The following is a 21532-nucleotide window of genomic DNA, read 5'->3' on the forward strand; positions in this document are numbered from 1 at the left end:
GTTTCGCGAGAACATGGGGTGGTTCGGCCGCAGGCGCGAAGAGGCGCCCGGCTACGAGGACAACGCCGCGCTGGGCGGGTTCGGGGGCTACGAGCCCTCGGACTCGCGCGGTTTCCGGCCCAGCGAGGGCTACGGCGCGCCCCAGCCCTCGGGGATCGAGCAGCCCGAGCCGCCGCCGCGCGCCGAGCCGCGACGGATCCGGGCCACCCGCCCGTCCCGCCCGCCGAAGCGGGGCCGCGGCTACGTCGGCTGGATCGCCGTCGGCGTGGTGGCGCTGGCGGGCGCGGCCGCGCAGTACTTCGGGTCGGGCCACAACGACCGCTCGTCGGCGCCGGCGAGCCGCGGGCCGAGCGTCTACACCCCGCCACCGCGGGCCACCGTGCCCGTCTCGGTGGCGGGCTGGCGGTCGGTGGCCGGGCGCGACGGGTCGTACGCCTACGACGTCCCGCCGAACTGGCAGCCGGAGCCGGGCACCCTGCACGGCTGGGAGAAGGGACCGGTTCTCCCGGGGATCACGCTCACCACGAGTGCCTTCCTGGACAGCGGGTTCTGCCAAGGGCAGTCCGCGAGCAAGCGCGGTGGTGCCGGGGTCACCACCGTCAAGGTCGCCGATCCCGCGGGCGCCGCGGCCCAGGCGGTCGACAATCTCGCGGTGAGCCGCTACAGCCCCGACGCCGGTCCGCTCGCGCAGGTCGTCCGGCAGCCCGCGCAGCAGGCCGAGGTCATCCTCGCCCCGGGCCGGACGCGGCCCGCGAGCATCGCCCTCGCCGAGGTCGTGCCCACCGACACCGGTCCGTGCGCGCCGAAGCGCGCCCTGGTCGCGGCCATCGCGATGGGGACGGAGGACCCCGCGAAACCGCAGTCCGCCGTCCTGGTCGCCTACGCCGACCAGGACGTCCCGGGCGCGCCGGACCGTGAGCAGCTGCTGCGCGTCCTGCGCAGCTACCGCGGTGTCCCGGAAACCGACCGGGCGACCGTCACCCCGCCGCCCTCGACCCGCTGAGGCTTCCGGTCCGTGAATGCCACATTGAGGGACTCAGAGTCCCTCAATGTGGCATTCACGGACTTTCGACGGGCCTGAGTCCACAAAGGACCCCAATGCCGTGAAGGCCACCTTACGGGCGTCTGGAGCCCGTAAGGTGGCCTTGACGGCGCTACCGAGGCACTGGGGGAACCTCAGCGCTTGCCGGAGCGGGCCATTCTGGCCAGCTCCAGTAGTCCGGTGTTCGGCAGGTACGCGCGCTGCAGCGCGAGCCCGATCCGCGGCAGGTCCGCTTCGTCGCGGAAGGTCAGGTACAGCGGCTCGTGCCGCGGCTGGAACTTCGCCTTGAACGCGTGCAGCGAGCGGAAGCCGTAGTAGGGCTCCATCAGCGCGCCGAGCGTTTCGAGCGCGCGGTCCACGACCTGCGCGCGGCCGCTGCGCGAGCTGTGTGCCAGCGGCGCGCCGGACAGCGACACGAACCGGACGCCCTCCTCGCGGAAGGCGAGGCAGGCCGAGGCGATCAGGAACTCCATCACCGGGCGGAACCCGTCGCCGCGGCGGCGCATCACGTCCAGCGTCCAGCCGCCGATCTGGCCGCCGCCGATGTGCACCGGCAGCCACGAGGTCACCCCGTGCACGACGCCGTCCGCGTCGACGGCGAGGCCGACCCTGGTCGCCGGGTCCATCGCCTCGTCGACGCCGCCGAGCGTGAAGCCCATCTCCGGCATGCCCTTGTCGCTGATCCACTCCTCGGACAGTGCGCGGACCTGCTCGACGATCGGGGCCGGCTGCTCGGCCAGCCGCACGAGCCGGAACTCGATGCCGTCCTTCTTCGCCCGGTTCAGCGCGGTGCGGACGTCCTGCCACGCCTTGCCGCGGAATTCGAGGCACTCCAGGTCGATCAGGGTGTCCTCGGCGACCTGCACGTGTTTCCAGCCGAGTTCCCTGGTTACCTCGATCGTGGTGTCGGTGGCCGAGAACACGCACGGGACGAGCCCGGTGTCCTCGCACATCGTGGCGAACTCGATGAGCGCGCGGGCGCCCTGGCCGTCCGGGGCGATCGGGTCGCCGAGCGCGATCGCGGCACCGGCGTGCCGCTGGTAGGCGAGGTAGGAACGGCCGTCGGCGGTCACGAAGTAGGAGTTCTGCGGCCAGGTCGTCATCCACGACAGCGTGCTGCCGCCGTTGTGCCCGAGCAGGGCCCGCGCGATCGCCGGGCCGGGGCCCACCCTGGTGAGACGCTTGCGCCGCCGCCGGGACGGTGCCCGGAACGCGTCCCGCGCGCTGATCAGTAACACGAACTCGATCGTCCACAGCAGGTTGTCCACAAGGGACAGTGAGGGCGCCTCGGCGTCCAGGTCACCGCCGATGTAGCGCGCGACCGCGATGAGCCCGCCGATCACGAGCACCTGCGCCATCGCGAGCAGGGTGAGCCCGATCGCGCAGCGCCAGGCGAACTGACTGCCCTTGCGCAGGCCGTTGAGGACCGGGAGCACCACGACGCACAGCACCGCGACCTCGAGGCCCGAGGGCGACATGTCGGCCGACGAACCGAAGGGGCCGTCCCCGGGGACGAAGTACATGACGAGCTCGGCGACGGTGACCAGGAGCAGGCCCGACACGGCGAGCAACCGGCGTTCGCGCAGGCTGGGGCGGCCGGGTTCGGCGCTCCGGTGCGGGCCCACCAGCAGGCGGCCGAGCGGCAGCCCGAGCACCAGCGCGAAGAAGTGCACCAGATCGGCCAGCGTGCCGACGTAGATGATCGCGACGCAGGCGTACACACACAGCCCGGCCCGCACCCGCAGGCGCCACGGCGCGCGGAGGCTGGCGCTGGCGACGGCCATGGCGAACAGCGCGCCGCCGGAGAACCCGACGTCCATGCTGGTGGCCAGCCGGTCCGCCCACGGCCAGCCGAACCCGCGGGACAGGGCGAGGAACTGCAGCGCGATCAGCACGCTCGCGACCTGCCCGCCGATCGTGATGGCCATCGCGCGCAGGGAGCCGAGCCGCCATTCGGCGATCCCGGCGAAGATCGCGAAGCTGCCGACCATCGGCAGGTAGAACAGCGGGACGACGGCGAAGAAGGGCCCGGTGAGCAGCGTCCACCAGTGTCCGGCCTCGAACGAGGGCAGGCCGTAGGCGACCAGCGGGTAGGCCGCGTGGTCCTGCGCGGCCCGCCAGAGCGTGCCGGTGACGGCGCCCAGCATCAGCATCGCCATGACGATGGTGGTGGTGAACGGTAGTCGGTGCCACAGGACGGCGAGCTTCGCAGTGGCCCGGCCTGTCCGGCCGGAGGCACTTCCCCCGTTCTTGGCACCGTCGGCGGTTGCCCCCGCCAGCGCTGCGTCGGTCATACCGGGAGTCTTCCGTGCGCACGGAAGAAGGACATCCATCGGCGGGGCTAGATTTCCCCTAGGGGTGTGCTACTAGCGGTTGAGGACCCCTGACCGAAAGGACTATGACCCCAGCACGGCGGTCCGGACCGCGGCCACGTCGGTGAGGTCCGCCAGCACCGTGTGCGCGCCCGCCGCCCGCAGCTCGTCCGCGTCGTAGGTGCCGGTGGCCACCGCGACGGCGACGGCGCCGTGGTGCAGCGCCGCCTCGACGTCGTTGGGGGTGTCCCCGATGACCACGACCGCGTCCGCCGCGAACGCGGTGCCGTGCTTGGCCGCCGCGCGGGCGACGGCGTGCGGGACCAGATCGGGCCGGTGGGCCGAGAGCGAGCCGTAGCCGCCGATGTCCAGGTCGAGGTGCTCGTGCAGGCCGAACGCGGCGAGCTTCACCCGGGAGACCTCCGGCAGGTTACCGGTCACCAGCGTCTGCACGACGCCGTCGTGCCCGGCCAGCGCCGTCAGCGCCTCGGCGGCGCCGGGCAGCGCGTGCCCGTCGGTGTGCAGGGTTCCGTCCGCCCGCGCGGAGGCCGCGATCAGCTCGGCCCAGAGCCGCTGGATCATCTCCTCGGTCGGTTCGATGCCGTGCAGGGTGAGGATGTCGGTGCTGATCGCGCGTTCGGTCCGGCCGCCGAAGTCGGGCTGCTCGCTCAGGGTGACCCCGGCCGCGGCGCTCAGCGCGGCGGCGTACCAGGCGGTCCCGACGCCGGGGTAGCGCACCAGCGTGCAGTCGATGTCCCAGAGCACCAGCCGGTGCGGACGTGTGCTTGTCACGATGGCGACGGTACCCGGCTCAGCCCGCGAGGAAGCTGAACCGGACCCGCCGGACGGGATTGTCGACGTTGGTGTCCACCAGGCAGACCGACTGCCAGGTGCCCAGCGCCAGTACGCCGCCGAGCACCGGGATCGTCGCGTACGGCGGCACCAGCGCGGGCAGCACGTGATCGCGGCCGTGCCCGGGGGTGCCGTGCCGGTGGCGCCACCGGCCGTCGCGGGGGAGGAGTTCGTCGAGCGCGGTGAGCAGGTCCTCGTCGCTGCCCGCCCCGGTCTCCAGCACGGCGAGCCCGGCCGTCGCGTGCGGAACCCACACGTGCAGGAGGCCGTCTTCGGCGTCGGCGTCGCGCAGGAAGGACTCGGCGTCGCGGGTCAGGTCGTGCACCACGGCGGTGTCACCGGTGCGCACCTCGATCTCGGTGGAGTACATGCCGCCAGCGTAGGCGCGCCCGGCGACGGGCAGCGGGCTAGCCGCAGACGGGCGCCCGCGGCGCGGGCTGGTCGCTGGGCCGCTGGTGACCGCATTCGACGCGCTCGCCGTGCTCGTCGGTGACCTGGTAGTCGAGGACGGCCTTCGCGCAGTCACCGCGTTCGTGGATCCAGACGCTCACCAGGTCGGGCCCGGCGGTCACGTCGAACTGGGCGTCGACGTCGTCGGCCGTCGCCTGGACGCACAGGGCCTGTCCCGGCGCGATCCAGTAGTCCTCGCCGTACGGCTCCAGAAACAGGCAGAGCGCGCGGTCGCCCGCGTTGCGCACGGGAAGTCTGTTCATCTACCCCACGGTAGCCGCCCGGTCCGTGCGCGGCAGCGTGGCGGCCACGCCCGGGCGTGGCGTACCGCGGAACCCCGGCGGCGAGATCCTCGAACGCGCGCTACCGGGCGCGGCAAGCGGGTCTAGGAGTCCAGGTAGCGCAGCACCGCGAGCACGCGGCGATTGTCCTCTTCGGACTGGGGCAGCCCGAGCTTGCCGAAGATGCTCGTCACGTACTTCTCCACCGAACCGGCCGAGAGGAACAGTGCCGTGGCGATCGCGCCGTTCGAGCGGCCCTCGGCCATCAGGCCCAGCACCTCGCGCTCGCGCGGGGTCAGGGTGTCCACCGTGTCGGTCCGCCGGGTCGCGGTGAACAGCTGGCTCACCACCTCCGGGTCCAGCACCGTCTCGCCCTCGGCCACCCGGCGCAGCGCGTCGAGGAAGTCCGACACCTCCGCGACGCGGTCCTTGAGCAGGTAGCCGACCCCGCCCGCCCGGTCGGCCAGCAACTGCGCGGCGTACTTGGTCTCGACGTACTGGGAGAACAGCAGGATCGCGCATCCCGGCCGCTCGGCGCGCAGGGAAATCGCCGCGCGCAGGCCCTCGTCGGTGTGCGTCGGCGGCATCCGGATGTCCACAATGGACACGTCGGGCCGGTGCTCGGCCACCGCGGCGCGCAGCTCGTCGGCGTCCCGCACCGCCGCGGCGACCTCGTGCCCGCGGAAGGTCAGCAGCTCCACGAGCCCCTGGCGCAGGATGGTCGAGTCCTCCGCGATGACGATCCGCACGGCATGCCCCCGATGGTGAATGGTCGCGGTCGCGACGACCCGACCCTATCCGGGTTGCGGTCAGTGGGGCAGCGGGATCTCCGCGGTGACGACGGTCGGCCCGCCCGCCGGGCTGCCGATGGCCAGTTCGCCGTCGACCGTGCGCAGCCGGTCGGTGAGCCCGGCCAGCCCGCCGCCCGTCACGACCCGGGCACCGCCCGGCCCGCCGTCCGACACCCGCAGCCGCAGCACGTCGTCGTGCTCGGAGATGGTCGCCAGCACCGGGGTGGCGGCGTGTTTCGCCGCGTTGGTGAGCAGCTCGGCGGCGCTGAAGTAGACGATCGTCTCGATCGAGGGCGGCGGGCGGCGCGGCAGCTCGACCTCGATCCGCGCGTCGATCCCGGAGCTGGCCACCAGCGTGGACAGCGCGATGTCGAGCCCGGCGTCGAGCGCGGCGGGGTGGATACCGCGGGCGAGGTCCCGCAGCTCGGTCAGCGCCTGCTTCGCGTTGGCGTGCGCCGCGGTGACCAGCTCGCGGACCTGCCCGACGTCGACGGTCTCGCCGGTCAGCTCGTCCTTGGCCAGGCCGAGCCGCATGGCCAGCGCGACGAGCTGCGCCTGCGCGCCGTCGTGCAGGTCCCGCTCGATCCGGCGCAGCCGCAGGGCGGCGTCCTCGACCGCGGTGGCGCGGCTCTCCTCCAGATCACGCACCCGCTCGGACAGCGCGCGCTGGCCGAGCAGCGCCACCACGAGCAGCCGGTCGAGCGCGACCAGGAGGTGGGTCACCCACGGCAGCGCGACGAGCACGAGCAGACCGCCGGCGCCCCACAGCAGGGTGCCGGGCCAGGTCCGGCTGTAGATGTCGAACACCGCCAGCCGTTTCCCGCCCAGCAGCGTCCACAGCACCGGGTAGCTCGTCGCGGCGAACCCGAAGATGGTGGCCGGGACCAGCAGGAACGGGCCCGCGATCGCCAGCGGCAGCCGCAGCACGAGGTAACCGACCGACCGCCAGCCGAACGGGTCACCGGCGCGCGCCTTCAGCCAGCCCCACAGCCCGGGTTTCAGCTCCGCGGGCCGCGGCGCGGGTGCCCGCACACCGAGCATGACCCCGGCCAGCCGCCGGTGCGCGCCGCCGAGCAGCCGCGCGTACTGCACCGCGCCGCCGAGCAGGAGCAGCCCGAGCAGCAGCGGGGACAACGCGATCCCGAGCACGAGCCCGACGAGCACGGTCACCAGCGACAACGGCGAGAGCACCGCGGAGACGAACACCCAGGCGTACTCGGCGTAGAAGTCCCGGCTCGCCCAGCGGCCGACGATCCGTCGCAGGACGACGCCACGGCCGGTGGTCGAGGGCACGAACTGGCTGGTCACGGGCTCCAGTCTGCCGTCCGCACCCCCGCGTCGCCCATCCGGTTTTCCCTACTCCCCGCCGGGGGAAGGCCGGGCAGTGGTCGCCGCGGCGCCCCATGCGCTCCATTGATGCTGTGAAGGGGGCCTTGGGGGCGTCGAGTGCCCTGAAGGGCCCCTTCAGGGCATGGGGTTCGGGCTATCCCAGCCGCAGCGGGAAACCCCCAATGCCACATTCGGTGCGTCCAGCGCACCCAATGTGGCGTTCGGTGCGTTGAGCGCACCCGATGCCACATTGGGGTTTTCTCGGTAGCGGTTGGGGTTGTGCTGGTGTCGCGAATGTCGCATTCGTGACATCGTCTCAGCTGAAGCCCGGGTCCAGGGCGGGGCGCTGGGGATGGTGAGTGATGCTGGTGGCCGTGCGTGGGGGTGAGCGGGGTGCTGAAGGACGCCTTCAGTGCGTTGGCTGTGCTGAAGGACGCTTTCAGTGCGCTGAGCGCACCGAAGGCGTCCTTCAGCACACCCCGGCCGCCAGAACCCACCACTCCCAGTGAGAAAACCTCATGGGGGCGGTCGAGCCGCGCTAGTCCGCGCGGGACACTTCCACCTCCACGGCGGCGTCCTCGGACTCGGGCCGCTGGGACTCGTGGTCGGCGCGGGCGCGGGCCGAGGCCTCCCGCATCTCGATGACGTCGGTCAGCAGGTCGCCGGTCTCGCGGGCGATGTCGCGGATCGCGCCGGTGATGATGGTGGCGATGTTCCCGATGTGCGTGGCCGCCGATTCGGTGATCACCTGAACTGTGTCCTTGCCGCTCTCGAACTGACCCACCATGGAAGGTTCCTTATGCTGCTCGGAGTGCACGGTCGCCTTCAACGGTAGCGCCCGTACCCCGCTCACCGGTCCACGGCAGCGCCAGTTTCACGATCTTCTTCGCCACCGACCAGAGCTGCCGGTGCAGCGGGCCGGTGTGGTACGGCAGGCCGTACTTCTCGCAGATCGCCCGCACCTCACCGGCGATCTCCGGATACCGCCGCGCCGGAATGTCCGGGAACAGGTGGTGCTCGATCTGGTGCGAGAGGTTCCCGCTCATGATGTGGAACAGCGGGCCGCCGGTGATGTTCGCCGAACCGAGGATCTGCCGCAGGTACCACTGGCCCCGCGTCTCCTCCTCGGTTTCCTCCTCGGTGAAACTCTCGACGTCGGCGGGGAAGTGGCCGCAGAAGATGATCGCGAACGCCCACAGGTTGCGGGTGAGGTTCGCGGTCGCGTTGCCCAGGAAGGTCAGCGGCGCGAGCGGACCGGTCAGCGCCGGGAACAGCACGTAGTCCTTGCCGATCTGCCGGGCCGCCTTGCGCACGATTTTCTTCAGGACCGGCCGGTTCTCCGCGAACGTCCGCTCACCCTTGACGACCTTTTCCACCTCCAGGTCGTGCAGCATCACGCCCCACTGGAAGAAGATCGCCAGCAGCGTCGCGTACACCGGGTTGCCCAGGTAGTAGGGGTGCCATTTCTGCGCCGGGTCCATGCGCAGGATGCCGTAGCCGACGTCGCGGTCCTTGTCGACGATGTTCGTGTACGTGTGGTGGATGTAGTTGTGCGAATGCCGCCAGTTCTCCGCGGGCGCGACGGTGTCCCATTCGAACCGCTGCGAGCTCAGCGCCGGATCGCGCGTCCAGTCGTACTGGCCGTGCATGACGTTGTGCCCGATTTCCATGTTGTCCAGGATCTTCGCGACCGAAAGCGCCGCGACCCCGGCCACCCACGCGGGCGGGAAGAACCCGGCGAACAGCAGTGCCCGCCCGGCGACCTCCAGGCCGCGCTGGGTCCTGATGACGGTGTGGATGTAGTCGACGTCGGCCTGGCCGAGGTCGTCGACGATCCGCTGGCGCAGCGCGTCGAGTTCGCGGCCGAAGTCCTCGACCTGCTGGGGGGTGAGGCGGTCCTGCAGACCGGTCATGACGTTCGCTCCTTAGGGATTACAGGTCGATCTCGACGTCCCCGACCGGGACGGAGACGCAGAGCTGGATTTCTTCGTTCTCTTCGCCGGAGACCTCGCCGGTCCTGGCGTCGCGCACCCGGCCGGTGGTCTTGACCCGCGTGCACGAGAAGCAGATGCCCATCCGGCAGCCGTGTTCCGGGCGCAGCCCGGCCGCCTCGGCCTGCTCCAGCAGCGGGACACCGGAGTTCGCGCACTCCCGCCCGCTGCGCGCGAACCGGACCTGGCCCGCCGCGTCGGCGGTGTCGAAGCTCAGCGCCGGCGGGGTGAACTCCTCGGTGTGCAGCCGTTCACTCAAACCTGCCTCGCCGTAGACCGCTCGGACCGCGTCCAGCAACGGCTTCGGCCCGCACAGGTAAGTCTCGGCCTCGGCGTACCACGGCGCCGCCTTCGCCAGGTGCCGCGCGGAGAAGAACCCGTGCAGCTGCGCGCCGCGCTTGGCGTGGGTGTAGGCGTGGACGACACGCAGTGCGGGGTGACGCGCGGCGAGTGCCGCGAGTTCGTCGCGGTGGAGCACGTCCGCCGCGGAGTTCGCGTAGTGCAGGAAGACGATCTCGCCGGGGTGCCCCTCGTCGACGAGGGTGCGCAGCATCGACAGCACCGGGGTGATCCCGCTGCCGCCGCTGATCAGCACGACGCGGTCGGGCCGGGCGTCCGGGAGCGTGAACGTCCCGTCCGCTGTGGACAGTCCGAGTACGGTGCCGACACCGGCGTTCGCCCTGAGGTACCGGGAAACCAGCCCCTGTGGGTCGGCCTTGACGGTGAACTCGAGCAGTCCGTCGCCCCGGTGCTGCGAGCACGACGGCGAATAGCAGCGGGTGCGCCGGACGCCGTCGATGTCGAGGGTGACCCGGACGTACTGGCCCGCGGTGAACCCCCGCCACGCGCGCGACGGCCGGACGGTGAGCGTGACCGTGTCCGCCGTCTGGTGCCGGACGTCGGTCACCAGGCCGCGGATCTCGCGGCGCACCAGCATCGGGTCGAGCAGTTCGAGGTAGCGGTCCACGCCGTGCGGCGTCAGCAGCGCCTCGGCCAGCGACACCAGCGCGCGGACACGCCCGGTTCGTGGCAGCAGTGCCGTCATCACATCTCCCGAATTCAGTGAACGGCTGTACACTGAACAGTGGAGTGCATGACCCGGTGCGCTGTCAATGCCGAGGTGGAAGAAGGCGGATGTGACGTGAGCGATACCGCGAACGCCCGTACGCTGTCGGTCGTGTCCGAAGCGGTGGAGCCGGTGAGCAGGCAGGAGCGCAAGCAGCGCACCCGCCAGGCGCTGCTCGACGCCGCGCTGGAGCTGCTGGCCGACCGCGGTTTCGCGAGCCTGTCGCTGCGTGAGGTCGCCAAGCGCGCGGGGATCGTGCCGACGGCGTTCTACCGGCATTTCGCCTCGATGGACGAGCTCGGCGTCGCGCTGGTGGAGGAGTCCATGCGCACGCTGCGTGGGATGATCCGCGCCGCGCGCCGCCGTCCGGGTGGCTACGAGAAGCTGATCGAGGCCTCGGTGCGCACGCTCTACGAGCACGTGCGTGCCCACGAGGACCATTTCCGTTTCCTGACAAGGGAACGCTACGGCGGCAGCGGCGAGGTGGCCCGCGCGATCGGGGTGGAGCTGCGGCTGTTTTCCAGTGACCTCGCGATCGATCTCGCCCGGTTCGACCAGCTGCGCACCTGGACCACCGAGGATCTGCACCTGCTCGCCGGGCTCATCGTCACGGCGATGCTGGACACCGTGCTGGAACTGCTGGACGCGCACCCGCGGGACGCCGAAACCGACGGACGGCTCGTCGCAACGGCCGAGAAACGGCTCCGTTTCCTGCTTTCCGCGGTGCCGCACTGGTCCAGTCGCTGACTTCCGGCCGTACCCGGGCACCCACCGGACGTGGTAAGAAAATTCGCAGGCGTGATCGGCTGCGGCCTGAAAGTCGTGGTCCGACCGGGTGCCGGTACCGGCGCGCACGTGCCCGACGACGCGTTCGAGCGGGCGCCGAACTCGGGGACGCCTGGGGCGCCATCCTCGTCAAGGTGGCGGCTCCCTCGCCCGGCTCGGCCCGGGGACCGTCCTCATTGGATTCCTCAGCCCGCGCGGTGATCCGGATGGCGTGGCGGCGCTGGAAAAGGCCGGGGTGCGCGCGTTCGCCGTCGAGGCGATCTCCCGCGCGCAGGCGATGGACGCCCTGTCCTCCGCGCTCGGCCCGGGACGCAGGGCACCGGCGCTGGTGACCGAGGACGCCGTCAAGGGCATGGCCGGGCGCGGGGAAGGGAGTGACCGGTGACGCCAACGCCCTGTTCTACGATTCCAAGACCAGCATGCTCTTCGGGGACGCGAAGTCCTCGGTGGGCGAGATCGTGGAGGAACTGAAAGCGCTATGAACCCCGGGTCGGATGTGCGGGCGATCTTCGCGGATCCGGCCGAGAACCTGGCTTTCGACGAGGCACTGCTGCGGGTCGCCCAGGCGGCACCGGCGGTGTGGCTCTGGCGCAACCCGGCGTGTGTCGTGGTCGGCCGGGGTCAGAAGCTCGCGCGCGAGGTCCGGCTGGAGGCCTGCGCGCGGGACGGGATCCCGGTGCTGCGCCGGGCCAGCGGCGGGGGAACGGTGTTCCACGATCCGGGCAACCTCAACGTGACGCTCGTGCTCCCCGACGCCGGGCAGCGTCCGCTGGAGGCGATCGGCGCGGTGATGCGCACCGCCGTCGAGGGGCTGGGACTGCCCGCGCGGATCGGGGAGCGCGGCCTGTTCGTCGGGGAGGCGAAGCTCTGCGGTTTTGCCGTATTCCGTACGAAGACGGGACTACTCGCGCATTCGACGCTGCTCGTCGACACGGACGCGGCGAGGGTCGGCGCCTACCTCACCGGGCCGCCGCCGGATCCCCGTCCGCTGGATTCGCACCGCAGCCCGGTGGCCTCACTGGCCGAGCACGGGCTGCGGCCGGGGCTCGCCACGGTGGAGGCCGCCGTCCGGGACGCCGCCTCGGCCGTGCTGGGGCCGCTGGTACCCCGGCCGCCCGCACAGTCCGAAGTGGACAAACAGCGGAAGCTGCTGCGGACGCGGTACCGCTACGAGCGCTGGCACTCCGACGGCGCGCAGCGCACCGACGCGCTGCTCGGCTGATCCGGCGGGCGGCTCCGTCCGGACGGACGCACCCGGGATGGGCCGGACGCACCGAGGGCGGCCCCGGCACGATCCGCGCCCAGGGGAATCAGCCCTGTTCGGCGGCCGAGAACGTCACCGACGGGACTTTCCGCGCGGCGCCCTGCGTGGTCTTCTTCGCCGCGGTCTTGGGGGCCGCGACCTTCTTCGCGCGGGACGACCGGGTGGCGGGCTCGGTCTTCTTCGCCGCTGCGGCCGTCTTCGCCGGGGTCTTCTTGGCGGCGGTCTTCGTGGCCGGGGTCTTCGCGGTCGTGGCCTTGGCGGGAGTGGCCTTGGCGGGGGCGGCCTTGGCCGCGGTGCTCTTCGGCGCGGTTTTGGTGGTGGTCTTCTTCGTCGCGGTCTTCGCCGCCGCGGCCGTTTTCGCCGTGCTCTTGGCGGGAGCCGCCTTGGCGGAGGTCTTTTTGGCCGGGGTCTTCGCCGCGGCGGTTTTGGTGGCGGTGGTCCTGGCCGCGGCCTTCGGGGCGCTCGCGGCCCGGCGGCCGGCCACCGGCTTGGCGGTCTTGGTGGCGCGGGACTTCTTCTTCGCGCCGGGGACGATGCGCGGCCTGCGCTTGCGCCCGCCGATCCGCCTGCCGTTGCGGACGTAGGTGTCGAGGAACGCCCGGAGCGCGACCGCGTTGTCGTCGGAAAGGTCGATGTCGTAGTCGATTCCGTCCAGGGCGAAGGCGACCGTTTCCGCCGCGGGCTCCCCGTTCAGATCGTCCAGCAAGTGCACCGCCGTGTTCTTGGCCACGAAAACCTCCCGTGCTCGATCGTCCTACTGCGCGCAACGGGTCGGCGACGATACTGGCCCCCGATACCGCCGATTCCTTGCAGTTCGCTGATGAGGATAACCGCAGGCTTGCGCGAACCCGCGTGGTGGTGTGCGCTGAACCCATGTCGGCACAGACTTTCGATGTGATCGTGATCGGGGCGGGACCGGTGGGCGAGGTCGCCGCGGAGCGGGCGGCGCGGGGAGGGCTGAAGGTCGCCCTCGTCGAGCACGAGCGATTTGGCGGCGAGTGTTCCTACTGGGCCTGCATTCCGAGTAAGGCATTGCTGCGCCCGGGAAATCTCCTCGCCGCGGCCAAACGGGTGCCCGGGGTGCCGGTCGGCGACCGGATCGACCCGGAACGGGTTTTCGCGCGCCGGGACTGGTTCACCGGCAAGGGCGACGACGCCGGACAGGTCGAGTGGGCGCGCGGCGCCGGGATCGAACCGGTGCGCGGGCACGCGGCGATCACCGGTGAGCGGGAGGTCACCGTGGACGGTGACCGGGTTCTCACCGCGCGGCACGCGGTGCTCGTGTGCACCGGAAGCGTGCCGAGCACGCCGCCGATCCCCGGGCTGGACACGATCCGGCCGTGGGGCTCGCGGGAGGCCACCTCGGCGTCCGCGGTGCCCGGGGCCCTCGGCGTGCTCGGCGGCGGGGTGGTCGGTGTCGAGATGGCGCAGGCGTGGGCCACCCTCGGCGCGGAGGTGCACCTGATCATCACCGGGGAGCGGCCGCTGCCCCGGCTGCCCGCCTTCGCCGGGGACGCCGTGTCGGCCGGGCTGCGTGACGCCGGGGTGCGGGTCCACGCGAACTCGGGCCTGGCCGGGGTGTCCGCTGTGGACGGCCGCACCGAGCTGGAACTGACGGACGGATCGCGGCTCGTGGTCGACGAACTGCTCGTCGCCACCGGACGCCGCCCGGCCACCACCGGGCTCGGACTCGACCGGCTGGGGCTGGCCGAGGGCAAACCGCTCGACGTCGACGACACCGGCCGGGTGTCCGCTGTGGACGGTGGCTGGCTCTACGCGGCGGGCGACGTCACCGGCCGTGCCCCGCTGACGCACCAGGGCAAGTACGCCGCGCGGGCGGCGGGGGACACCGTGGCCGCGCTGGCCAAGGGCGAGCCGGTGGACGCCGCTCCGTGGAGCCGGTTCACCGCGACGGCCGATCACCACGCCGTCCCGCAGGTCGTGTTCACCGACCCCGAGGTCGCCGCCGTCGGGCTCGCGGACGCGCGTGCGGGTTCGGCCGACCGCGTCGTCGAGATCGACATCGCGGTGGCGGGGTCCTCGCTGCACGCGGACGGGTACGCGGGCCGGGCCAGGATCGTCGTGGACACCGAGCGCGAGGTCCTGCTCGGCGCGACCTTCGTCGGCCAGGACGTCGCCGAGCTGGTGCACGCCGCGACCGTCGCGATCGTGGGCGAGGTCCCGCTCTCGCGGCTGTGGCACGCCACCCCGGCGTTCCCGACGATCAGCGAGGTCTGGCTGCGCCTGCTGGAGGCCTACGGCCTCTGAGGCCGTGTCGTCCGTCCAGACACGCGAGTTCTCCATCCAGACACGCGAGTTCGCCGTCTGGACACGCGAGTTCGCCGTTCGGGGGCGCGCTGGTCAGCTCAGCGGCTGGTCCAGCGCGCCCTTCGCGGCCCTCGTCAGCGCCGGATCGTCCGAAGTGGACGGTCCGGTGAGCCACACCGCCTGCACGAGCCGCACCGAGGCGCCGTCGAGCCTGCTCTGGTAGGCGGCGTTCTCGAAGCGCGGGACCTCGCCGTTCCACTGGCCGGTCTCGGTCGCGACGTCGAGGATGCCGCCCCCGCCAGGGGCGTCGGCGATCTCCTTGAAGGCGGCCGCCTGTCCCGGGCTCGCGAAGTCGACGACCCCGACGGTGACCGCGGCGGCCCGCCCGTCGACCGTCGCGGCGAAGCTCGCGCGGCGGACGGCGGAACAGCTCGTGCGTTGCAGGCTCACCTGGACGTCGCCGAACGCGTGCGAAGCGCAGCGCTGGTCCGCGCTGCTCGCCCGCCGGGCGAACTCGAGGGTCTGTGCCGGGGCGGTGCTCGGTGGGGCGCTGGACACCGGCGCCGGTGACGTGGTGGCCGGGGGAGGGCTCGGGCGCGCGGCGGGGGCGGGAGCGGGGGAAGAACTGTTCGTCGCCACCACGATCGCCGCGACGAGCAGCACGACCAGCAGCCCGATCGCGCCCAGCGGCAGCCAGCGGACGGTGCGGGACTTCTCCGGCCGGGAGGCTCGCGTGGTTTCCGGCGGCGCCGACGTCGCCGCGGTCGCCGCGGTCGCCGCGGCGACCGGGGGAGCGGGTTCCGGGGCGGGTGCCGCGGGCGGTGGGGGCGTCGGTGCGGGAGGCGGTGGGGTGGGCGGCCGTCGTGCCACGGGCTGGGCGGGGACGGGCACGGGCCGGACCGGTTCGGGCGGCTTCGGCGCGGGCTCGGCCGGGGCCGGGGGCTGGGCGGGGACCACGGGCTGGGCGACGGGCTGGGCGACGGGTGGTGCGGAAGCCGGGGCGGGCTCCGGTTTCGCGGGCGGTTTCGCCGGTGACGGCACCGGTCTCGTCGGCGCGGCGGCGACCAGGGGGTTCTCCCGGATGACGGTCTGCTCGTTGTCGGAGAACTGGCTGAACCCCTCGCCGAGCAGAATCTCGTCGGACAGCTCCGGTGTGCCGGGCGCGAGCGCTTCGAGGAGTGCGCGGGCCTGGTCGACCGAGCGCGGGCGGCGCGCCGTGGCGAGCGAAACGGTGGCGGCGAGCATCGAGGTCGGGGTCGGGTGCAGGACGCGGACCGGGCCCGCGAGGTCCGCGGGCGGCTGCTCGACGGTCTCCACGTACGGGCCGACGGCGATGATCGTCCCGATCGGCGCGGCGCCGGGCGCGATCTCGGCGATCCTGCGTTCACACGCCTGGGAGACGTCCAGCGCCTCGGTGGCCGGGTTCACCGTGTCGTCGCCGTGCACCAGCGGCCAGCCGTCGGCCTTCCACTGCGCGCTCAGCGGGGCCTCCAGCCGCAGCGCGGGATCCGGCAGGTCGACGCCGATGACGATGAGGACGCCCTTGGGCAGCACGACGACGGCCTCCACGGGCCTGCCCGCGCCGACCGGGTCGGCGCCGATCAGCGCGACACCGCCGATCACGGTGCTGCCGCGGCCCAGCGAGGCGAGCGCCGCGCGGACGTCCTCGGCGACCCGGGACGGCTGCTGAGCGAGACGTACCAGTCGCACGAAACCCTCCCCGACTGTGATTTTCCGGCTCGTTCGCGCACACGCTAGCGCGCCGCGCCCCGGGAGCCACGCGACACGGGGACTTCCGCTGTCTCACCCTCCGAAAGGAGTGCGACGGAGGCTCGGGTGGCTGTGCCAAGCGTCACCCGAATGGCGGTGCACGCGGTGTAACGACGAAGGCGGCGGAGTCCTCCTCTCGTGCACATCGCGCGCCATACGGGTTTCCGACGATCCACAGAGGACAGCCGTGGCGGTGGCCACTGTGGACACCCGCGCGTTTTCGCCCGGTGACCGGGACACCGGCCGCGTGAACGGCCGGTGCTTGCCCAGTTACGGCAACGGAACGGGAGCGCGGACGACGGCCGCGCCCGATACGCGTTTCCGATCACCCTGGCGGGGGACCCGAAAACCCGATACGGTTGCCCACCGGCGGGCTGACCGTGCTGGATCTCGGGCCCCCGCCCCTCCGCGACCGTGGGACTTGTGGTGTTCGTGTGGCCAAACAGCACGGTTGGGGTGCAGAATGTGCTACACGCATCGGGAATTGGCACGAGAGCCCAAGACCTGCATCGCTCGGGAGAGGCCGTAGGGGAAGACGTCCCTCGTCGAGCAAGCGGAGGTCAGCAGTGAGCACCCGTGGCAACACCCGAGGCGTGGTGTACGTCCACTCGTCGCCGTCTGCGGTTTGTCCGCACGTCGAGTGGGCTATTTCGGGCACCCTCGGTGCCCGAGTCGAGTTGAAGTGGACGGCGCAGCCCGCCAGTCCGGGTCAGCTGCGCGCCGAGTGCGGCTGGCGTGCGCCCTCGGGCACCGGTGGCAAGCTGGCCGCCGCGCTCAAGGCGTGGCCGATGCTGCGCTTCGAGGTCACCGAGGAGCCCAGCGCGGGCGTCGACGGTGAGCGGTTCTGCTTCGCGCCGGGCCTCGGCCTGTGGCACGGGCGGACGAGCGCCAACGGCGACATCGTCGTGGGCGAGGACCAGCTGCGCGCGCTGGTGGCCAAGACGCGGGCGGGCGAGCCGTTGGCCCACCAGCTCGACGAGCTGCTCGCCGCGAGCTGGGACGAGGCGCTGGAGCCCTACCGGCACGCCGGCGACGGCGCTCCGGTCACCTGGTTGCACCAGGTCGGGTAACCCGGGTGGGCGGCCGCTAACCTCTTGGGGTGAGTGCCGGTACCTCGTCGCCGACCCGCCAGCGTTGGCTGATCCCCGTTCTCGTCGTCGTCGCGTCCCTGACCGTCGGCGTCGGGCTGCTGGCCCGCGAGGTCTACAGCCACCCGGACGCCGTTCCCGCGGGCGCCTCCGCGGGCACCGTCAGCCCGGTGTCGTCCACGCCGTTGCGCCCGGACCAGGAGCCGGGGCCGGACGCCGTGGATCTCAGCCCGGACGCCGCCGCGCACCCCTCGCAGGACGCCGTCCGCAAGACACTGCAGACGTACTTCAGCGCGATCAACGAGCGTGATCACACGAAGTGGGGCACCTCGGTCACCAGGACGTTGTTCTTCGAGAAGCCGCCGGCGGAGTGGCAGGACGCGTTCTCGACCACGAAGGACGGCAGCATCCGCGTCTACCGGATCGAGCAGGGCTCGACGGTGACGACGCTGCGGGCGCTGGTCGGGTTCACCAGCACCCAGTCACTGGACTACGCCCCGAACGACGCCAAGGCGACCTGCCTCCGGTGGCGCATGGTGATGCCGCTGGTCCGCGAGACCACCGGCTACAAGGTCGACAAGGGCTCGCAGAACGAGAGCCCGATCAACGAAAAGTGCTGAAAAAAGGGGCTTTCCTCGCGTGATCCGCGAGGAAAGCCCCCTGAGGTCCCGGTCGGTCAGGCCGGGGTGACCAGCAGGGCCACGTTGTGGCCGCCGAACCCGAACGAGTTACTGATCGCGGCGCCGAGCTCGACCTTGCGCGGCTCGTCCCGGACGACGTCGAGCTGGACCTTCGGGTCGAGGTCGGTCAGGTTGAGGGTCGCGGGCACCAGGCCGTGGTAGAGCGCCAGGATGGTGGCGATCCCCTCGACCGCGCCCGCCCCGCCCACGAGGTGGCCGAGCGAGCCCTTCGGCGCGGTGACCACCGGGTGGTCACCGACCGCGTTCCGGATCGCCGCCGCTTCCCCGACGTCCCCGACCACGGTCGACGTCGCGTGCGCGTTGACGTGGCCGATGTCGGCGGGCGAGACCCCGGCCATCGTCATCGCCGCGCGCATCGCGGCGATCTGGCCGATGCCCTCGGGGTGGTTGCCGGTGATGTGGTAGCCGTCGGAGGTGGTGCCGTGCCCGGCGAGGGTGGCGTAGATCCGCGCGCCCCGTGCCCTGGCCCGGTCCGCCCGCTCCAGTACGAGTACCCCGGCGCCCTCGCCGAGGACGAACCCGTCCCGGTGGGCGTCGAACGGCCGCGATGCGGCGGCCGGGTCGTCGTTGCGGGTGGACACCGTGCGGGCCTGGGCGAAACCGGCCAGCGTGATGGGGTGGATGCACGCCTCGGCACCCCCGGCGACCACGACATCGGCCCGCCCGGAGCGGATCATCTCGACCCCGGCGGCGATGCCCTCGGCACCGGAGGCGCACGCGGACGCGGGCGAGTGCACGCCCGCCCGCGCCTTGAGCTCGATGCCCACGTGCGCGGCGGGGCCGTTGGGCATGAGCATCGGCACGGTCAGCGGCGACACCTTGCGGATGCCATGCTCGCTCAGCAGGTCGTTCTGGTTGAGCAGGGTGACCGGGCCGCCGATGCCGGTGCCGATCGTCACGCCGAGCCGTTCCGGCTCGACGTCGGCGTGTTCGTCGGTCTGCGCCGCGAAACCGGCGTCGGCCCAGGCCTGCCGTGCGGCGATCACCGCGATCTGCTCACAGCGGTCCATGCGCCGGGCCTGCACCCTCGGCAGGACCTCACTCGGCTCGACGGCCAGCGGGGCGCCGATCTTGACCGGCAGGTCGATCTTCTCGGTCCACGCGGCCTCGATCGTGCGGACCCCGCTCTTCCCGGACAGGAGACCGTCCCAGGTGGACGCGACGTCCCCGCCGAGCGGGGTGGTGGCCCCGAGGCCGGTGACCACGACGTCGATGGTGCTCATGGAGAACTCCCAAGGTCGGCTCCGGACCGGGTGGGCCCCGATCCGAGTACGAAAGGCCTTAGTTCTGGTTGGCGGAGACGTAGTTGACCGCGTCGCCGACGGTCTTCAGGTTGGCCAGCTCGTCGTCCGGGATCTTGACGCCGAACTTGTCCTCGGCCTGCACGGCGATCTCGACCATCGACAGCGAGTCGATGTCCAGGTCGTCCACGAACGACTTCTCGGCGGTGACGTCGTCCTTGGCCACACCGGCCACCTCTTCGACGATCTCGGCGAGGCCGGCGAGGATCTCAGTGTTCTCAGCCATGGGGTTGTTCCCTTCTCGGTGTTCTTTCGTGTGCCCCGCGGGCACGGCGCCCGCGGGGGAAGTATCCACTAGGGACAGACGAACGCCTGTCCCGCGTAGGAGAGCCCGGCGCCGAAGCCGACGGCCAGCACGAGGTCCCCGGACTTCGCGGTGCCCGCCTTGCGCATGTGGTCCAGTGCGATCGGGATCGAGGCCGAGGAGGTGTTGCCGGAGTACTTGATGTCGTCGGCGACGACCATGTCCTCGCGGGCACCCTTGGCGCGCAGCTTCTTCGCGATCGCCTCGACGATGCGCAGGTTGGCCTGGTGCGGGATGAGCACGTCCACATCGGACGGTTCGAGCCCCGCGGCGGCCAGTGCCTGCAGCGCGATCGGCGCGATCTGCGTGGTCGCCCAGCGGAAGACCGACTGGCCCTCCTGGTAGATGTACTTGTGGTCGCGCATGTAGATCAGGTCGACCAGCTCGCCGGCGCTGCCCCAGACGACCGGGCCGATGCCGGGCTCGTCGGCCGCGCCGACCACCGCGGCGCCCGCGCCGTCGGCGAAGATGATGGCGTTCGCCCGGTCGGTCGGGTCGACCGAGTCGGTCAGCTTCTCCGCGCCGATCACCAGCGTCTTCTTCGACGAGCCGCTCCTGATGAGGTCGGAGGCGACACCGAGGCCGTAGCAGAACCCCGCGCAGGCGGCGTTGAGGTCGAACGCGCCGGGGTTGGGGATGCCGATGCGGGCGGCGACCTGGGCGGAGGCGTTCGGGATCGGCGAGGGCATCGTGCAGTTGGGCAGGATCACGGTGTCCACTTCGGACGGATCGACGCCGGCGTCGGCCAGCGCCGCCGTGCCCGCCGCGACGGCGAAGTCGACCAGCAGCTCGTCCTTCTCGGCGAAGCGGCGCTCGATGATGCCGACACGGTCACGGATCCACTGGTCGTTGGTGTCCATGAGCTGCGACAGGTCGTCGTTGGTGACGATCTTGTCCGGCTGCGCGCTCCCCACGCCGAGGATGCGGGTTCCGGCGGCGACCTGGGGCTGACGCAGGGCGGGGCGGGGGTCGGTCACTGGGCGTCCTCCTTGCGCTGCAAGGTGGCCAGCTCGGCAGGCGACTTCAGCGCGGTGGTAGTGGTCACGACGCCCTTGAGCTGCCGCTTGACCAGCCCGGTCAGCGTGCCGGCGGGCGCGAGTTCGAGAGTGCTGGTCACGCCGAGGGAGACCAGGCCGTCCATGGTGAGGTCCCAGCGCACCGGGCGGGTGACCTGCTTGACCAGGCGGTCGAGGTACTCCGCGCCGCTGGTGACCACCGTGCCGTCGGAATTGGACAGCAGCGGACGGGTCGGGTCGGCGGGGCTCAGCTCGGCCGCGTAGGCGCGCAGCATTTCCTCGGCGGGGGCCATGTACTGCGTGTGGAACGCGCCGGCCACCTTGAGCGCGCGGATCTTCGTGCCCTCGAGCGGATTGGCGACGATGTGCGCGATGGCGTCGGCCGCGCCGGAGGCGACGATCTGCCCGGCGCCGTTGCGGTTCGCGGCGGCCAGCCCGTGGCCGGCCAGCCAGGCGGTGACCTGCTCGGGATCGCCGAGCATGACCGCGGCCATCGAGGTCGGTTCCAGCGCGCAGGCCTTCGCCATCTCCGCGCCGCGCACCGCGGCGAGCATGACCGCGTCGGCGGCCGGGAGCACCCCGGCGATCGCGGCGGCGGCGAGCTCACCCACGGAGTGCCCGGCGACCGGGGCGTCGGCGGGCACCGGCGCGGTGCGCCGCAGCTGGTCGAACGCGAGCAGCGAGGCCGCGACGATCAGGGGCTGGGCGACGGCGGTGTCCTGGATCTCGTCGGCCTCGGCCTCGGTGCCCAGCCGGACCAGGTCGAGCTCGGCGCGAGCGGACCAGTCCTCGAGCAGTGCGCGGGCGCCGTCGAGTTCGAGCCAGGGAGTGAGCATGCCGGGGGCCTGTGACCCCTGGCCGGGAGCGAGGACTGCGACTGTCACCCCACAAGGGAACACGCCGACCGCCCTTCGCGGGGA

General features: G+C 72.0%; 22 protein-coding genes. 7 read left to right on the plus strand and 15 right to left on the minus strand.

The genetic code is table 11. The features are described 5' to 3' along the window. The first annotated feature begins 13 nt into the window (after positions 1 to 13). Positions 14 to 1003 carry a DUF8017 domain-containing protein gene (locus ABD987_RS10425; RefSeq protein ID WP_345389691.1) on the plus strand — a complete coding sequence of 330 codons (990 nt, stop codon included), beginning with the start codon at positions 14 to 16 and terminating at the stop codon, positions 1001 to 1003. Positions 1004 to 1176: 173 nt separating this feature from the next. Here the strand turns inward: ABD987_RS10425 and ABD987_RS10430 are convergent, their stop codons facing one another. The 9 genes from ABD987_RS10430 to ABD987_RS10470 form a co-directional block, all read right to left on the minus strand. Further along, positions 1177 to 3336 (minus strand): bifunctional lysylphosphatidylglycerol flippase/synthetase MprF, encoded by a 2160-nt coding sequence (locus ABD987_RS10430; protein ID WP_378214016.1) that lies wholly within the window; start codon positions 3334 to 3336, stop codon positions 1177 to 1179. 102 nt (positions 3337 to 3438) lie between these two features. Then, on the minus strand, positions 3439 to 4146 hold the full coding sequence (locus ABD987_RS10435; RefSeq protein WP_345389694.1) for a haloacid dehalogenase-like hydrolase: 708 nt from the start codon (positions 4144 to 4146) through the stop codon (positions 3439 to 3441). Between the two features lie 19 nt (positions 4147 to 4165). After that, positions 4166 to 4576: a secondary thiamine-phosphate synthase enzyme YjbQ gene (locus ABD987_RS10440; protein ID WP_345389697.1), complete on the minus strand. Its 411-nt coding sequence runs from the start codon at positions 4574 to 4576 to the stop codon at positions 4166 to 4168. A gap of 37 nt (positions 4577 to 4613) precedes the next feature. Next, positions 4614 to 4919, minus strand: a complete 306-nt coding sequence (locus ABD987_RS10445; RefSeq protein WP_345389700.1) for a hypothetical protein — start codon at positions 4917 to 4919, stop codon at positions 4614 to 4616. A 122-nt stretch (positions 4920 to 5041) separates the two neighbouring features. Continuing rightward, a complete protein-coding gene (locus tag ABD987_RS10450) occupies positions 5042 to 5686 on the minus strand; it encodes a response regulator transcription factor (protein WP_345389703.1) in 645 nt (214 codons plus the stop codon). A 60-nt stretch (positions 5687 to 5746) separates the two neighbouring features. Continuing rightward, entirely contained in the window at positions 5747 to 7036 is a 1290-nt protein-coding gene (locus tag ABD987_RS10455) for a sensor histidine kinase (RefSeq protein WP_345389705.1), read from the minus strand. A 559-nt stretch (positions 7037 to 7595) separates the two neighbouring features. After that, positions 7596 to 7844 (minus strand): hypothetical protein, encoded by a 249-nt coding sequence (locus ABD987_RS10460; protein WP_345389708.1) that lies wholly within the window; start codon positions 7842 to 7844, stop codon positions 7596 to 7598. Positions 7845 to 7854: 10 nt separating this feature from the next. After that, the gene (locus tag ABD987_RS10465) at positions 7855 to 8970 is read right to left on the minus strand and encodes a fatty acid desaturase family protein (RefSeq protein WP_345389711.1); all 1116 of its coding nucleotides are present in this window, start codon (positions 8968 to 8970) and stop codon (positions 7855 to 7857) included. Between the two features lie 19 nt (positions 8971 to 8989). After that, positions 8990 to 10093, minus strand: a complete 1104-nt coding sequence (locus tag ABD987_RS10470; RefSeq protein ID WP_345389714.1) for a ferredoxin reductase — start codon at positions 10091 to 10093, stop codon at positions 8990 to 8992. 96 nt (positions 10094 to 10189) lie between these two features. On the opposite strand from ABD987_RS10470, the gene ABD987_RS10475 reads away from it, so the two are divergent. From ABD987_RS10475 to ABD987_RS10485, 3 genes are all read left to right on the plus strand, one after another. Further along, complete coding sequence (locus ABD987_RS10475; RefSeq protein ID WP_345389717.1) at positions 10190 to 10861, plus strand: TetR family transcriptional regulator; 672 nt, start codon at positions 10190 to 10192, stop codon at positions 10859 to 10861. Positions 10862 to 11111: 250 nt separating this feature from the next. Continuing rightward, positions 11112 to 11285: a hypothetical protein gene (locus ABD987_RS44550; protein ID WP_378214017.1), complete on the plus strand. Its 174-nt coding sequence runs from the start codon at positions 11112 to 11114 to the stop codon at positions 11283 to 11285. Positions 11286 to 11378: 93 nt separating this feature from the next. Further along, positions 11379 to 12122, plus strand: a complete 744-nt coding sequence (locus tag ABD987_RS10485; protein WP_345389720.1) for a lipoate--protein ligase family protein — start codon at positions 11379 to 11381, stop codon at positions 12120 to 12122. A gap of 88 nt (positions 12123 to 12210) precedes the next feature. Here the strand turns inward: ABD987_RS10485 and ABD987_RS10490 are convergent, their stop codons facing one another. Next, complete coding sequence (locus ABD987_RS10490) at positions 12211 to 12894, minus strand: Lsr2 dimerization domain-containing protein (RefSeq protein ID WP_345389723.1); 684 nt, start codon at positions 12892 to 12894, stop codon at positions 12211 to 12213. A 143-nt stretch (positions 12895 to 13037) separates the two neighbouring features. Here ABD987_RS10490 and ABD987_RS10495 point away from each other — a divergent pair, with 143 nt between their 5' ends. After that, positions 13038 to 14432, plus strand: coding sequence for a dihydrolipoyl dehydrogenase family protein (locus ABD987_RS10495; RefSeq protein WP_345389726.1), 1395 nt, complete (start codon positions 13038 to 13040; stop codon positions 14430 to 14432). 93 nt (positions 14433 to 14525) lie between these two features. On the opposite strand, the gene ABD987_RS10500 is transcribed toward ABD987_RS10495, so the two are convergent. Next, the gene (locus ABD987_RS10500) at positions 14526 to 16142 is read right to left on the minus strand and encodes a hypothetical protein (protein ID WP_345389729.1); all 1617 of its coding nucleotides are present in this window, start codon (positions 16140 to 16142) and stop codon (positions 14526 to 14528) included. A 626-nt stretch (positions 16143 to 16768) separates the two neighbouring features. On the opposite strand from ABD987_RS10500, the gene ABD987_RS10505 reads away from it, so the two are divergent. Continuing rightward, entirely contained in the window at positions 16769 to 17272 is a 504-nt protein-coding gene (locus ABD987_RS10505) for a DUF3145 domain-containing protein (RefSeq protein WP_345389732.1), read from the plus strand. 29 nt (positions 17273 to 17301) lie between these two features. Further along, positions 17302 to 17910, plus strand: a complete 609-nt coding sequence (locus tag ABD987_RS10510) for a hypothetical protein (RefSeq protein WP_345389735.1) — start codon at positions 17302 to 17304, stop codon at positions 17908 to 17910. Between the two features lie 56 nt (positions 17911 to 17966). Here the strand turns inward: ABD987_RS10510 and ABD987_RS10515 are convergent, their stop codons facing one another. From ABD987_RS10515 to ABD987_RS10530, 4 genes are all read right to left on the minus strand, one after another. Then, entirely contained in the window at positions 17967 to 19214 is a 1248-nt protein-coding gene (locus ABD987_RS10515; RefSeq protein ID WP_345389738.1) for a beta-ketoacyl-[acyl-carrier-protein] synthase family protein, read from the minus strand. 58 nt (positions 19215 to 19272) lie between these two features. After that, positions 19273 to 19518 (minus strand): acyl carrier protein, encoded by a 246-nt coding sequence (locus tag ABD987_RS10520; protein WP_345389741.1) that lies wholly within the window; start codon positions 19516 to 19518, stop codon positions 19273 to 19275. Between the two features lie 68 nt (positions 19519 to 19586). Then, complete coding sequence (locus ABD987_RS10525; RefSeq protein WP_345389744.1) at positions 19587 to 20573, minus strand: beta-ketoacyl-ACP synthase 3; 987 nt, start codon at positions 20571 to 20573, stop codon at positions 19587 to 19589. Beyond that, a complete protein-coding gene (locus ABD987_RS10530; RefSeq protein ID WP_345389747.1) occupies positions 20570 to 21496 on the minus strand; it encodes an ACP S-malonyltransferase in 927 nt (308 codons plus the stop codon). The genes ABD987_RS10525 and ABD987_RS10530 overlap by 4 nt, the downstream gene beginning before the upstream one ends. Positions 21497 to 21532: the final 36 nt, after the last annotated feature.

The organism is Amycolatopsis samaneae (assembly GCF_039541975.1).
GTDB lineage: Bacteria > Actinomycetota > Actinomycetes > Mycobacteriales > Pseudonocardiaceae > Amycolatopsis > Amycolatopsis samaneae.